The 14,659-nt window shown below is 48.4% G+C and carries 13 protein-coding genes and 2 pseudogenes; 8 read left to right on the top strand and 7 right to left on the bottom strand.

What is annotated here, in order from left to right; translation table 11 throughout:
- Positions 1–2: 2 nt before the first annotated feature.
- The gene (gene parM, locus ACJHX7_RS19580; protein WP_001103690.1) at positions 3–974 is read right to left on the bottom strand and encodes a plasmid segregation protein ParM domain-containing protein; all 972 of its coding nucleotides are present in this window, start codon (positions 972–974) and stop codon (positions 3–5) included.
- A 228-nt stretch (positions 975–1,202) separates the two neighbouring features.
- Between parM and ACJHX7_RS19575 the strand changes: the two genes are divergently transcribed.
- Both ACJHX7_RS19575 and ACJHX7_RS19570 read left to right on the top strand, forming a co-directional pair.
- Positions 1,203–1,847 (top strand): division plane positioning ATPase MipZ, encoded by a 645-nt coding sequence (locus ACJHX7_RS19575; RefSeq protein WP_000633913.1) that lies wholly within the window; start codon positions 1,203–1,205, stop codon positions 1,845–1,847.
- Entirely contained in the window at positions 1,841–2,116 is a 276-nt protein-coding gene (locus tag ACJHX7_RS19570) for a hypothetical protein (RefSeq protein WP_000239529.1), read from the top strand. Before ACJHX7_RS19575 ends, ACJHX7_RS19570 begins: the two co-directional genes overlap by 7 nt.
- Before the next feature lie 136 nt (positions 2,117–2,252).
- On the opposite strand, the gene ACJHX7_RS19565 is transcribed toward ACJHX7_RS19570, so the two are convergent.
- Positions 2,253–3,035, bottom strand: coding sequence for a site-specific integrase (locus tag ACJHX7_RS19565; protein WP_097742209.1), 783 nt, complete (start codon positions 3,033–3,035; stop codon positions 2,253–2,255).
- Position 3,036: 1 nt separating this feature from the next.
- Entirely contained in the window at positions 3,037–3,417 is a 381-nt protein-coding gene (locus ACJHX7_RS19560) for a hypothetical protein (RefSeq protein WP_251300257.1), read from the bottom strand.
- A gap of 601 nt (positions 3,418–4,018) precedes the next feature.
- On the opposite strand from ACJHX7_RS19560, the gene vapB reads away from it, so the two are divergent.
- From vapB to ACJHX7_RS19535, 5 genes and pseudogenes are all read left to right on the top strand, one after another.
- The gene (gene vapB, locus ACJHX7_RS19555; RefSeq protein WP_001261286.1) at positions 4,019–4,249 is read left to right on the top strand and encodes a type II toxin-antitoxin system VapB family antitoxin; all 231 of its coding nucleotides are present in this window, start codon (positions 4,019–4,021) and stop codon (positions 4,247–4,249) included.
- Positions 4,246–4,662, top strand: a complete 417-nt coding sequence (locus ACJHX7_RS19550) for a type II toxin-antitoxin system VapC family toxin (protein ID WP_001034044.1) — start codon at positions 4,246–4,248, stop codon at positions 4,660–4,662. The genes vapB and ACJHX7_RS19550 overlap by 4 nt, the downstream gene beginning before the upstream one ends.
- A gap of 74 nt (positions 4,663–4,736) precedes the next feature.
- Positions 4,737–6,302, top strand: a complete 1,566-nt coding sequence (locus ACJHX7_RS19545) for an ATP-dependent nuclease (protein WP_001128474.1) — start codon at positions 4,737–4,739, stop codon at positions 6,300–6,302.
- Positions 6,287–7,309: a helicase UvrD gene (locus ACJHX7_RS19540; protein ID WP_000361402.1), complete on the top strand. Its 1,023-nt coding sequence runs from the start codon at positions 6,287–6,289 to the stop codon at positions 7,307–7,309. Before ACJHX7_RS19545 ends, ACJHX7_RS19540 begins: the two co-directional genes overlap by 16 nt.
- A gap of 540 nt (positions 7,310–7,849) precedes the next feature.
- Positions 7,850–8,378 (top strand): annotated as a pseudogene (locus ACJHX7_RS19535) (hypothetical protein).
- On the opposite strand, the gene ACJHX7_RS19530 reads toward ACJHX7_RS19535, so the two are convergent.
- Positions 8,344–8,811 carry a hypothetical protein gene (locus ACJHX7_RS19530; protein WP_282655704.1) on the bottom strand — a complete coding sequence of 156 codons (468 nt, stop codon included), beginning with the start codon at positions 8,809–8,811 and terminating at the stop codon, positions 8,344–8,346. The pseudogene ACJHX7_RS19535 and the gene ACJHX7_RS19530 overlap by 35 nt on opposite strands.
- A 9-nt stretch (positions 8,812–8,820) precedes the next feature.
- Between ACJHX7_RS19530 and ACJHX7_RS19525 the strand changes: the two are divergent.
- Positions 8,821–10,164, top strand: a pseudogene (locus ACJHX7_RS19525) (ISL3 family transposase); the annotation flags it as partial.
- A gap of 173 nt (positions 10,165–10,337) precedes the next feature.
- Here ACJHX7_RS19525 and ACJHX7_RS19520 read toward each other — a convergent pair.
- The 3 genes from ACJHX7_RS19520 to ACJHX7_RS19510 all read right to left on the bottom strand — a co-directional run.
- Positions 10,338–12,335, bottom strand: a complete 1,998-nt coding sequence (locus ACJHX7_RS19520; RefSeq protein ID WP_038822832.1) for a BCCT family transporter — start codon at positions 12,333–12,335, stop codon at positions 10,338–10,340.
- Positions 12,336–13,543: 1,208 nt separating this feature from the next.
- Positions 13,544–13,924 (bottom strand): hypothetical protein, encoded by a 381-nt coding sequence (locus tag ACJHX7_RS19515; RefSeq protein ID WP_024214822.1) that lies wholly within the window; start codon positions 13,922–13,924, stop codon positions 13,544–13,546.
- Positions 13,925–14,563: 639 nt separating this feature from the next.
- Positions 14,564–14,659: IS1 family transposase (locus ACJHX7_RS19510; protein WP_000851394.1), on the bottom strand; the 96-nt coding region annotated here is incomplete at its 5' end.

Below are 14,659 nucleotides of genomic sequence, written 5' to 3'. Positions count from 1 at the left end.
TATTACTCCTCTTTGAAAGCCGCGATAGCTTCAACCAGTGCTGTCTGTGGCGACTCCATCATCACTACTTTTTGCCCAAGATGGTGCCATGCCGTTTTTATCGAATCATAGATCAACGGGGCCCCACCACCGACAACATAAACACGATTCACATGATGAAAATCACCGAGCTCATTGACTACTTGCTCCCCCAGACTGGCAATAGCCCCCTCAATGGTATTAAGGACCAGATCAGTTTTTGTTTCGTCATTTATAACCTGCCGAACAAAGTCCGGGTCATTACGACGTTTAATCAATTCATCTGCAACGAGGAAACTGGTATCACTGGATGCCATGCGCAATGCACTCATTGCAGCTTTCGTAACTGAAGACACACCAATGCCAGAATTACCATGAATGGCACTTACAGAGTCAAATTGACCAACGATAACACCAACATCAAGCGTAGTGCCGCCAATATCAACTACCAGTGATTTTTCGAACTGACCAACTTTATCCATGACCAGACGAGAAAACACAGCTGGCAATGATTCAGGCATCACATCAACGTGTTCAATGGTGAAAACATCGCCTTTATTAAGACGAATCGGCCTCATTAAATTCTCAATTTTACGCTGAATGTTGAGTTCATTTTTTTGACACTCTTTCGTGTAGAACTCACTGATAGGCAAAGTCACAGTCAATGATACAGGCTGAGGCGCTAATCCACTATTCAGTAAAGCGTGATGCACAGCTAACAGGTTAACATCCGTATATTGATACTCAATATGAGTCGTAAGAATAGATTGGTTGCTAACTTCATCATACGTGTATTTTTTACCATCCAGTTCATAGTTAAATGTCTGGCGAATCCCTAACCCGTCAACCTTCCATCCATGACGAAATGAGTTTTGCGACAACGACTTACAGATTTTCCCATTGTCATTCCATGCCAACTTGATTGTTGTTGAACCATCATCGCAGTATACGTTCATCTATAGCCCCTTAAATACTCAATCTGAGTAAATCACTGTTTCTGGTTGCAAGGTAATACTCAATTTGAGCACTATCATAGTTGTGAAATCACAAAACACAAGTAATATTTATTACATCATATGACATACTTCATATTTCATACTTCATAAATATGAACACATATTGACACCTCAGGTTACCGTGTCAAAATATCATCATACTTCACACATCACATTTATGAGGTTGCAATGATTACTGTAGTTGGTGGGAACAAAGGTGGTTCAGGGAAAACTACCATTGCATCAAACCTGGCTATTGCTCTCGCAAATAAAGGAAGGGAAGTCTGCCTGTTAAACGGAGATCTACAACGAACAGCCGCAAAACATCATGCGGAACGAGAAGCTGCAGGACTGTTACCAGCAATAACCCTTGTTGAGAAATTTGATAACCTGACACAAACACTACAGGCTCTGAATGAAAAGTTCGATGATGTAATAGTGGATGTCGCAGGAAGAAACTCAAAGGAATTCATAACGAGTGGAGTTGTCGCACATCAAATAATTGCGCCACTACAGTGTTCTCAACCAGATCTGGATACTCTTACAGAACTAGAACAACAGATAGACGCAATGCGTAACCTTAACCCGGAACTTAAGGTTTATTGTTTACAAAGTATGGCAACAACCAACCCGGTTTTGAGGGGAAATGAGAGAAAAGAATTCCTTGAATATCTTGAAGAATTCCCAACAATTCAAGTCCTGGATTCAGTTATTTGTTTCAGAAAAGTCTATCGCGATTGCATGAGCAACGGCACCGGTGTAGTTGAAACGAACAATACAGCAGCCAGAGCAGAAATTGAACATTTAATGAATGAGGTATTTGGCCCATGGTGAAGAAACCCAGCCAGCAAGCATTAAACAGAGCTGCAGTTACGGTAGAACAAGCAGAGGCTCTGGCTCAGCGCCTTGCGGATAAACCATACGGCGCGCCGGAAAAACCCGAACCAGAAAAACAATGTCGGACGACAATTTCTCTTGGTGAAAGCATGCTTGTCACAATAGAAGATCTGGCATTGAGGAATAAACGCAATGGTAAAGATCCAAAAAATGTAAGTGCCATCGTCAGAGTAGCCCTTGAGCAATACTTAAAAACACTAACGTAATAATCAAGAAGTTATTACTTATGAAATCACACTTGTGAATTCATACTGTTTAAGCCCCCTTGCATACAAGAGATCACATATTGCAGTGGTCTCTTTTTTATAGAATAAATCACAATTCATAATTATGATTTATGAATTATGCGTGTCTGTTTTTCAGCATTGTGACCGCATCGGACTCAGGCATCAAAAACTGCACCCGGTGCCGTGCAGCCACGTCCAGCGCAAACACCTTCGTGTAGACCTCCGTTGAGCTGATGGACTTATGCCCCATCAGGCTCTGCAGGACCTTCAGCGGTATACCGGCATACAGCATGTGCATCGCATAGGAATGGCGGAACGTATGTGGCGTGACCGGGACAGAGAACGTCACACCATCAGCGGCAGCGGCGGCAACCGCCTCCCCAATCCAGGTCCTGACCGTTCTGTCCGTCACTTCCCAGATCCGCGCTTTCTCTGTCCTGCCTGTTCGTTTATTACGCCGTTCCATGGGGATTTTCAGTGTGGCCACCATCGTCTGCAGCTGGCTGACGTACCAGGCGTCGGAGAGCGGAACCAGCCGGTGAGTCTGCTGACCGGCGGGCATTCTTCCTGCCGTCCTGGCGGCTTTTTCGGTCCGCTGCTTCAGAGTGGCCAGCTGCACAAACGGATACGGAGGCGTGAGCGAAAAATCCCCCCGCGTCAGCGCCAGTGCTTCATTAATGCGCGCACCGGTGTTCCACAGTGTGGCCAGCAGCATCTTGCGGCGCAGATCCGGGACGTAATGGAGCAGGGCGCTCACTTCAGGGGCCAGCAGGTATTTTGGCAGTTCATCATGAACCATCGACATCTGGCGGAGTGCCAGCGCTGCCGGATAATCGATGGCAACAGGAAGCTGAGCGGCATCCCGGGCATGGTGGATCGGTGCCGGCAGGTGCTGCATATCAGTGTTCACTCCACGGGGAAACGTCGGGCAGGTTTTCCACAACCCGGTACTTTCCCGGATAACGGAGCTGGTTACCGCCACGCGTCCAGACGGTGACAACAAAACCCCCTCCCTGGTTGTTTTCGGGGAGCAGGCGATCGCACTGCTCACTCAGCATGTGGATCACAAACGGCGCATCGCGGCCATGCAGCGTTCCCTTACTGATGATGACGTACTCAGCCCCCCGCATCTCCCTGAGTAAATGTTTTGCCGCATCCGGGACAAGCAGCCTGGCTGCGCCGGCATTCCAGCTGAGGTAGACATATCCGGCCTGCGCCTGTACAGACTGCCAGTAATCCGTTCCGGCGACAGCCTGACCTTCATTCTCAATAAAAAACATGGGTGACTCCTTTTTTCTTTTCCGGGCAGGGACGGTCATGCGATAACGTCATCCATCATCACTGCCCTTACCGTCACGCCGTCAGATAACATCATGCCGTTATCATCATCACCATGATAACAAGCATCCATATAACCACGCCGTTAAATTACCGGAGAGCCGTTTCCGTCAGATCCGACTTTCCGGAATATCACAACTTTCCGGAAGTGTACCACGCTGAGGAAATCATCATATCGCTGTTTTCCGCCTCTGCGCGACGCATCACAGGTCAGGGAGATGACACAACATATAGTGTCATCAGCAGCTGAATCCGGCACCACATGTTGTGCTGACGGGAGGTGGCGTTGTGTGGGGGGAGAAGAAGATCCGTGACCACCAGAAACCGGATCTGCACGGGGAAAGAGAGAAAATAACATAGGCTGAACATATCCATATGCCTGACATCTGCATATTCATGGTATACGCATATCCTCACCATCTGCATATGCTGAATCTATACATATGCCTAACATCTGCCTATACTAAACATATGCACACACCCGGTGCAATGAACATCATTCCGGATATGCATCACATATCCACACTTACCCGGGAGAGAATCATGAGAACCGTATCCATTTTTAAAAATGGCAACAACCGTGCTATCCGCCTTCCACGCGATCTGGATTTTGAGGGGGTGAGCGAGCTGGAGATCGTCCGGGAAGGGGACAGCATCATTCTGCGCCCCGTCCGGCCGACCTGGGGCTCATTCCTGGAGCTAGAAAAGGCCGATCCGGACTTTATGACGGAGCGCGAGGACGTTGTCAGCGACGAAGGACGAGTTAACCTGTGAACAAGATCTATATGCTCGACACAAACATCTGCTCGTTCATCATGCGCGAGCAACCTGAAGCATTGCTTAAGCACCTGGAGCAGTCGGTGCTGCGCGGTCACCGTATCGTGGTCTCGGCCATCACCTACTCCGAGATGCGCTTCGGTGCCACCGGTCCGAAGGCCTCGCCACGCCACGTGCAACTGGTTGACGCGTTCTGTGAGAGGCTCGATGCCGTCCTGCCGTGGGACCGCGCCGCGGTGGATGCGACCACGGAGATTAAGGTGGCACTGCGTCTCGCCGGCACGCCGATCGGTCCGAACGACACGGCGATAGCCGGACACGCCATCGCTGCCTGTGCCATTCTGGTGACGAATAATGTGAGAGAGTTTGAGCGGGTACCGGGTCTTGTGCTGGAAGACTGGGTAAGATAACGCTGTAAAACAAAACAGGCGGTCAGGCGCGGCCGGCCGCTCTTTCAGGCAGCGGTATATAAAGGAATAAAAAAATGCCCCTGATCACGCGGCTTATGCTGCAAAACTTCAAAAAGTTTCCGGAACTGGACCTGCGCTTCAGCAACGATCGTAACATTCTGGTTGGGGACAATGAGTCCGGGAAAAGCACTATTCTGCTGGCTCTTGACCTTGTGCTGAGTGACAGCAGGCATCGGGTTGAGGCGCTGGGGGTGGAATCGCTCCTGTCACAGTCAGCAGTCAGGCATTTTCAGGAAGGTGAGCGCCGTGCCGATCAGTTACCCGTGCTGACCGCTGACGTTTTCCTGAGTAATGGGGGAGAGCCTGACCTGAACGGCAGGCAAAATCTGGCGGGTATCGATGCGGATGGTCTCAGAATGCGCATTGCTCCCATGATGGAGGAATACGGTCAGGATATACACCATGTTTTGCAGCAGGATCCTGATAATTTTCCCTATGAATACTATTCCGTGCAGTTCAGCACATTCTCCGGTGGTCATTTCGCAGGCTTCAGACGCTATCTGCGCCATCTGTTCTTAGACAGTGCACGCATTGATAACGAGCATGCCGCACAGGAGTATACGCGCACAGTTTACAGCGTCAATGTGCCGGTGGCCGATCGGTACCGGCTTGAAAACAGTTACCGGCAACAGAAAATGCACTTCTGCGCCAGGCATCTGTCCGCCATAAACGACACGCTGAAAACGTATCAGTTTGGCGTGCGTTCCGGCGCTAAATCAGGTCTTGAGGCGAACCTGGACATTACTGAGGACGGTATTTCCATTCGTCACCGCGGAAAAGGAAGGCAGTGTTTCATCAAAACGGAGTTTGCGCTGCAGCGGCATCAGCAGCAGGGGGGAGAGATCCACGCGCTGTTGCTTGAGGAGCCGGAGAATCATCTCAGCCATGTCAGTATGAAGAGGCTGGTTAATCAGCTTGCCACGGAACGGCAGACGCAGGTGTTTATTGCCACACACAGTAGCCATATCTCCTCCCGCCTCGACCTACGTAAGGCTATTCTCCTCGGAGCTACCCGGCCGGTACTGATGAATGAACTTTCCGCTGAGACTGCCGCCTTCTTCATGAAAGCACCGGATAATAACGTGCTGGAATTTGCGCTGGCCAGACGCGTGCTGCTCGTGGAGGGGGATGCTGAGTTTATTCTGATCGAGGCCTTTTATCACCGCCTGTATGGCAGGGCACCGGAGGATGACGGGGTTCACATCATCGCTATCGGCGGAACGAGTTTCCGTCGTTATCTTGAACTGGCCCGTCTTCTGGAAAATCGTGTCGCGGCCCTTCGCGACAATGACGGCAACTATCAGCAAAATTGCGATGAACGCTATGCTGACGTGCTTTGTTCCCGCTCCCGGGTATTTGCTGACCACGACAACAGCCGCTCCACATTTGAAATCTGCCTGTATCAGGATAATGCCGACCTGTGTGATGCGCTTTTCCGCGGAACCCGCCGGACACTCACGGTTCAGGATTACATGCTGGCCAATAAGGCAGAAGCAGCATTCCAGCTGTTACAGTTGCACGCCGAAAAGCTGACCGTTCCTGATTATATCCAGGAGGCACTGGCATGGATAAGAGAGTGATATTTGCGGTTGCCGGCTCGGGTAAAACCACGCTGCTGATACGTCGGTTAAGAGAGGACCGGCGGACGCTGATCCTGACCTTCACCGTAAATAATGAAGCACATCTGCGGGCGCAGATTATCAGACGCTTTGGCTACATACCGTACGGGATCCGTGTGATGACCTGGTTTGAGTTTCTGCACGGTTTCTGTTTTCGCCCTTTCCTGCAGGAGCAACTGTCATCGCGTGGTCTGAGCTTCAACCAGCCCCCTTCCAGAATACCGCGCACGAATATCCGGCATTATCAGGATCCCGCCGGACGGCTGTATCACCGGCGGCTCGCACACCTGCTGACAGCCCGGGGGTTGCTGCCAGATATCCGTACCCGACTTGCCCGTTACTACGATGAGTTGTTCGTTGATGAAGTCCAGGACTTTGCCGGCCATGACTTTAATTTTCTGCTGGAGCTATGCCGCGCGGAAATCTCAGTGCTGTGCTGCGGGGATTTTTATCAGCATACCTTTGACACAAGCCGCGACGGTAACGTCAATGCTACGCTGCATGAAGACATAACCCGATACGAGGCTCGCTTCAGGGCTGCGGGTATCATGGTGGATTGTGAGACGCTCAGCCGGACATGGCGCTGTTCAGCTACAGTGTGTGAGTTCATTACCGGACAACTGAACATTCGCATTTCGGCTCATGGAACACATACCACCCAGATTGAAATCGTCACGGATGAAGCGCGTTCAGCGGCCCTGCACGCGGACAACACGATGATCAAGCTCTTCTATCGCGAACATCACCGTTACGGATGCCACTCAATGAACTGGGGGGGCAGTAAAGGACTCGACCACTTTCAGGACGTCTGCATCGTGATGGGGGCCAACCACTGGATGCGCCTCATCCAACAGAAGCTGGCAGCACTTCCACCATCATCCCGTAACAGGCTATACGTGGCCTGCTCACGGGCGCGGGGCAACATCTATTTTATTCCGGAAAGCCATCTTCGGAGATTCAGAAACTAAGTCAGCGGCTTCTCAACTGGGCACAAGCCGGTAAAAAGTGGTCAACAACAAAACTTCAGGCCGAAAAATGAGGCTCCGGTTTCGCCGGAAACCGGACCTGCGTGGAGGGAAACCCGCAGATGATATGATATTTATCATTAATCGCATAATAAATCCTGGCCTGATATTTACAGGCAGAGAAATAAATCATTCGATATATGATTTTATCGTCATCAGCCATTAACCCCCCAGGAAGCGCAACATGACCAGTACCGGGCCGACACTGAATCTCAACTATGACCAGCTGCTTGACGAAATCAAAGGCATCCTTCGCGTACTCTGCCGGCACAACAGTAATCCCCAGGATTACGCTTCCCTCACGGATGCCTATGACAGAGGCTGCCGCCACGGTGCCATTGCGCTCTGGTATTCACTGGCATTATCAATGAGAGCGCCAGGACGGGACTGTGAGGAGGACCGCAAACATCTTAAGCTCATGGCCGGTCTGACCCGCGAAAACCAGGAGCCGTCTGCCGACGTCCGTCACCACTGCAGCGGCGGGTGCTGATTGTGCTGGCTGCCCTTGATGAAAAACGACCGGGCCCCGTGCTGACGCGGGACATAGAGCGGGTGCTGGAGCGAAGCGGGGAAGCCACGGTCTACGGGCCAAATCTGCGCGCCTCCTGCCGTCGCCTGGAGGATGCCGGCTGGCTTCGGACCCTGCGTGCGCCTGATCTGCGACTGGCCGTGGCACAGCCTCTGCTGCAGGCTGAACAGGATCGCCTCCGGGAAGAAGGCGGAAATCGTCGTTCTGCCGCTGGTCCCGGTATCAGGTCTGTCCGCAGACTGCACTTCTGCCACAGACCTGCCGGTGGAGCTGGGCGGCATGACGTATCAGGCCTGCCGTGGGGATTTTGTGGTGCGTCTCGACGGCAGCACCTGTCTGCAGTTATGGAATAAAGAAGGCAGGGTGGTACGCCGGGAGGGCGATCCGCTGGAAGTGGCGCAGTGGCTGCAGGCCTGTCACAATGCAGGAATGGAGGTTCGTGTGCAGGTTAATGAAAGCGTCGCCCCGCAAGAACTGGCCTGATAATGGTCGCTCGTGTAACCCGGTTCATTCCGCATTTCACTGTTTTCTCAAACAGGGCAATGCTTTCCACATCAATAGCTGATTTCCGTTCCTGCACATCAGCGTATTCGTAGCTGCCAACAATACGCTCTGTCATGTCGGTGCCAACTTCATTACCAGACCCCCTGTCAGCACAGGCAAGCGCCAGTGCTTCCCGAAATTTTTCTATTGTGCCAGGCAACTCATCGGCAATAGTAACAGACGGTCTCGCTTGACTTGTGAGCCAGCGACGAATCGTTGACTTGTTAATTTCAAACATACGCGTGACAGGCGTGATCCAGTTTGGGCCGAATAATTCATGTCCGATTGTTTCCAGTTTTTTGATATTTGTCCTTTGCCCCCCCTTATACCCCGGCGAGTCGTGGCGTTCATGATTATTCGATATCTGTTCCAATACCCTGTTGCCGAGTCGCTTGCTCCCTTCGCCAGTTCACACCAGCAGTCTTCACAGGCGTTACAAAATTTACAACGTCAACTGGGATTAATAGCCGGAGGTGAGGCTGGAAAACGGGCAGCAACGGCAGTGGGTCTCCGTTGCAGTGCTGATACTCTTCTTCGCAGGGTTATCAATCCCCCGGAGACGAAACAGTCATGCACGCTTCATGTCGGTATTGATGAGTGGGCGTGGCATCGGGGCCACCGTTACGGTACGCTAATAGTCAATCTTGATACTCACCGTCCCCTCGTCCTGCTTCCCGGCCGTGATCAGCGTACGCTGGCGACCTGGTTCAGAAAATATCCGGAAATACAGGTTGTCTCGCGTGATCGCAGTGGAGTCTATGCGACGGCAGCACGTGAAGGTGCACCTCAGGCCAGACAGGTAGCCGATCGATGGCACCTGCTAAAAAATATTGGCGATGCGCCTGAACGAATGATGTACAGACATATACCTCTGATACGTCTTGTTGCCAGTGAGTTGTCACCAAAGAAATCACCTGAGTCAGAACTGTCTGTGCCTGCAGCATCGCTCCGTCGTCCGGAACGCCTTAAACAGCAAACCCGCAAAAAACGGCATCAGCGTTGGACAGAGGTTATAGCCCTGCATAACAAGGGATGTAGTTTCAGGGAAATATCCCGTATTACAGGCCTGTCGCGAGTGACAGTCAGTCGCTGGGTGGGTTCAGGAACATTCCCTGAAATGTCAGCCCGGCCTCCAAAGCGAGGGCTTCTGGACCCATGGAGGGAGTGGTTAAAAGAGCAACGAGAAAGTGGTAATTATAACGCCAGCCGGATATGGCGGGAAATGGTGGCCCGGGGGTTTACAGGCAGTGAAACCATCGTCAGGGATGCTGTTACCAAATGGCGTAAAGGCTGGATCCCACCGGTTACTACTGCCGCCAGACTTCCTTCAGTGTCCCGGGTAAGCCGCTGGTTGATGCCCTGGAGAATAATCAGGGATGAAGAAAATTATGCTTCCCGATTTATTAGTCTGATGTGTGAAAAAGAACCGGAGCTGAAAATAGCGCAGCAACTGGCACTCGAGTTCTACCGTATTCTGAAAAACCAAAATAAATCAAAGCTAAGCAGCTGGTTCACTCGAGTCCACGAAAGCGGTTCAGCAGAATTTCGGCGCGTGGCGGCGGGGATGGAAGCTGATGCTGCAGCTATATGTGAGGCAATCAGTAGTCGCTGGAGTAATGGTGTTGTCGAAGGTCATGTAAATCGCCTGAAGATGCTAAAACGCCAGATGTATGGTCGAGCCGGATTTGAACTACTCAGGCAGAGGGTCATGAGTCCACTGGCATGAAAATCTTCACCCAGGTTGCGGAAGAACCACTTTTCATCCGTCGTTGACACCGAACTGCAGATTGTGTATCGATGCGTGCCCCACCGATCGGGATGTACGGAGTGTTCCCATTATGCCGATGAAATCTGGATTACAACAGAAAGCCGCCTTAACGGCGGCCTGGATTGTGTAGTTTATCGGACTAAGTGAAGGAAGTGCAGATGCTTTTCATATTGGTCAAGTATATCATTGATAATCTGTTCCTGGTTCCACCCCATCACATCGTAATTCTGACCACCTTCTTTCAGGTAGACTTCAGCACGATAATATCGATGTTGCTCTGCCAGCTGCTCATCATTATCAATTGAAGTCAAAGCAAAGGTGGGCGTGTTATATCCGCGAAGTCTGATTTCATAAATAAAATTTAACTCATTGCCTAAATCCACTTCAAATATAATACGATCATCACTGGTATCATTTATATGGCTAACCGTTCCCTGTTTGTTAAGTTCATCCTGAACTAACGACATGGCTGGCTGAATAACGTCGTCCATAAAACGTTTCACAAGAGAGCGTTTCGGTAAATAAGCAATATTGCGTAAGCGTCTTTGCCATGGTATTGGATTACGTGCTGCTGTTGGAGCAATGGTTGCCATGCTCAGGCTTTCACGTTTTGTCAGATCCCGACGAAGAGCTTTTAATAATCCATATATTGATATCAATAAGATAACAGAAAAAGGTAATGCGCTTGCTATTGTTACAGTTTGCAATGCACCCAGCCCCCCGGCAATCAGAAGAGCAACAGCAACAATCCCCATGAGCGAGGCCCAGAAGATTCTTTGCCAGACAGGAGTGTTAACAATTCCACCTGAAGCCAGGGTATCAACAACCATTGCCCCGGAGTCAGCAGAAGTGACAAAGAATACGATAACCATCGCTATTGCAATGAAAGACAATACTGATGAAAACGGGAAATGTTCCAGAAAATTAAACAGCGCCACTGCAACATCCTGCTGAACAGTATTTGCCAGCTCATCAGCCCCCTTGTTCATTATGAGATAGATAGCGCTGTTACCAAATACCGTCATCCACATAAGTGTAAAACCAGCCGGAACAAACAGCACTCCAGTGACAAACTCACGAATTGTCCTGCCCCGGGATACTCGCGCGATGAACATGCCAACAAACGGCGACCACGACAGCCACCACCCCCAGTATAATAATGTCCAGCCACCAAGCCAGTTGCTTGATTTTGGTTCATAAGCGTAAAGATTGAAAGTTTTACTCACTAATTCTGAAAGATACCCCCCTGTATTTTCAACAAATGATTTCAGCAGAAGCACTGTCGGCCCCAGACATAAAACCAGGGACAGGAGTAAAACAGCCAGACCAAGGTTGAGTTCTGACAGGATGCGAATTCCCTTGTCCAGACCGGAAATTACCGAGAGCGTCGCCAGGCCAGTGATGGTCACGATCAGAGTGACCTGTACCATTTCATTCACTGGCACCCCGAAAAGATGGTTCAGGCCCGCATTAACCTGCAAAACACCATATCCCAGCGATGTGGCGACGCCAAAAACAGTACCTGTGACGGCGAAAATATCGACAGCATGTCCAACAGGGCCATAGATACGATCACCTATGATGGGATAAAGTGCGGAGCGAAGTGTTAAAGGGAGACCGTGACGGTAACTGAAAAATGCCAGGATTAGCGCCACAATTGCATAAATTGCCCATGCATGAAGCCCCCAGTGAAAGAACGTCAGGCGCATTGCTTCTTTTGCCGCTGTCACTGTTTCAGGGGTACCAACTGGTGGAGAGAGATAGTGCATGACAGGTTCAGCTACACCAAAAAACATCAGGCCGATCCCCATTCCTGCAGAAAAAAGCATCGCAAACCAGGAATGATAGCTGAAATCTGGTTGAGAATGGTCAGGCCCAAGCTTTATATCTCCGTAACGGGAAAGCCCCAGAAAAGCGACACTCAGTAAAATCAGGGCGACAGCAAGGATATAAAACCAACTTGCATTCGTAAAAATCTGTTGCTGAAGTAATTTAAAATTCCTGTCTGCCATATCCGGAAATACAGCAGCAAAAGCAACAAGCAGGAAAATCAACAAAGCAGATGTACAGAATACAGCTTTGTTTATCTGGTTTTCAGTTTTCTTCTGGGAAGTATCATGTTCACTCATCATTATTTATTCCATTAATTTATATGCTCTCTGGATTAGAAAAATTGCCCGCTTGTAGAGTAGCAAAAATCACCCCAGAGTGGGCTCTTGTATCCTGAAATTTAGGCTGTTCGTTGAAGAACAGGTGATTGATGTCATGAAGTCTACTGCGGGACACCGTACAGGTGAAAATCGCTATTTTTCAACAGAATTTTGAACACGAAAGGCGTGGTCGGGGGTGTGAGTGGCCGAAAATGAAAGCGTGAAGTACCGGATTAATGTGCTGACAGAACTTTGTTATCTGTTTTTGTGAACGTCAGGACGGTCACCTCTGCATCTCCGGCGATGTGGAATTATAGAAAATAAGTTCTTGCTGAATTGATCAGAGAATGCCCCAGAAAACATTTACCGGAAACCTAAAATCACTGTTTCAGCAAGATTACTTTATGAGTCCTGTCTAAATGTGTGTTTAAAAGACCCGCCCGAAGGGCGGGAAACGGAAGAGTAACGACTTATCGTATTTTATTGACAGCGATTATTATAAATGTGAACGTAAAGCATGTGAATAAGTTTTTCAGGATATTGTCCTCCATTGATAGATATGAATGGTATTATGATAGACGTTTATCTCCCATCCAGACTCTAATACGGACAGGTGCTTTCCGTGGGGGGGACTTTAACCAGCGTGATATTTCCATACGTGACATATATAACATTATATTTCTTTTTGAAAAAAGCATAAATCATTGCAGACAGCAAGCAATACAAAGAGCATGCCCAAACAAATATCTGAAAAATAAATTATTGCAAATGATAATTCTTATCGGTTGTATTTGTGTGATTTTAAAAGAACTCTCACGGTATATTCCAATCCTTCAGGTGTTAATATCAGTCTGGATAAATTTAATGATAATTTGCTTTTATGTGTTATTATTGCTCCAGGTAGTATATATCCTTTTTTTATAAACATATGAATATTTAGCAAAAGCTTCTGTTCATTATACTTCGCAAGTCTGATGAAATAGTCACCACCGGTTGGGGGATTGGGATAAGAGAACAGTAGCGTTTTAAGTAAATCATATTGAATTTTTTCTGAATTGTTGTTGTTTTTCATCAGGTATTACTGAAAATGATTACGGTATAATATATTTACGCAGTATGATATGGTAATTATTTTGTGATATACAACACACTTTATGTGTACATAAAGTGTGTTGCTGAATAGTTATTTATTTCAGTGACAAACACTCATAATGCTTGTCGCTGGTATCCATACGCAGAATTTTCTTAAGGTACAGCGTTTCGTCATAAGTCACCGCTCTGCCATGTTCTTGATGGCCAGTGTTCTTAACAAGTAAAGATACATAAATGCCAGAAAGACTATTATCATACGCATGCTGACTATAATATTTCTGAAGTGTCTTCAGGTTTGCTTCATCTGCATGCAGCCAGTATATTTTTCTTGAATGACATGGGCGAAATGCACTGATCTCATCAGTCTGAAAGTAAAAACCATCAACGATTTGTATTTTATCTGCAGGAGGTGTGGCAGCACATCCGGAAAGTGATAATAACGTAATGAAAATTGTCAATAATCTGTATAGGTTCATGATTGTGTTACCTCGATTTCCTTCCGTATTTTATTACTTTATTCATCGCAGAGAATTCATTTACCTGTTTTTAACAGCCTGTTTGTCGGAGCAGGCCTCAATCACAGAACGGTAGATCCAGCATGGTCGAGCTGTTTTTATGATTGTAACTAATTGTATCCGATCAAAACCGTAATCAGAATTGATATTCCTCAACAGCGAGATTCAAAAAATTACTTTTATTACAGTTGACAATAAATTAAAAACGGGCTTGGCAGATCTTATGTCCAGACGTTACGGTATCATGCCTCTGATTTCCGGAGGATCTCCTTCCCAGTGCATTACCCAGTGCGCCGTAAAGCCCCTTTCTTCAAATCGGGGTATAAGGCGCGGTTTTTCACCTAACAGGAATCCACGTTCTTTAGGGCGTGGAGGATGTCTACTGACTGAATAGCTGTGGAAGCTCGGTTTTTCATAATAGTTTCCCTGTTGAAGTTCTACCTCCAACATAGTACAGGAATGGTAAACAGGCTTGGCGTAAGGAAAATTGCTTTTGACAAGAGCAGATAAAAGATTTCTTACTGATGGCCTGAGCATTATCCTGTGTCCCCACACTGGTCGCACTCTTTTCTATCTGGAATATCAGGTAATGACTCCAACTTATTGATAGTGTTTTATGTTCAGATAATGCCCGATGACTTTGTCATGCAGCTCCACCGATTTTGAGAACGACAGCGACTTCCGTCCCAGCCGTGC

The sequence above is a fragment of the Escherichia sp. WS1451 genome (genome assembly GCF_046487365.1).
In the GTDB taxonomy this organism is placed as follows: domain Bacteria; phylum Pseudomonadota; class Gammaproteobacteria; order Enterobacterales; family Enterobacteriaceae; genus Escherichia; species Escherichia coli.
This window is presented reverse-complemented; position numbering and strand designations above follow the sequence as displayed.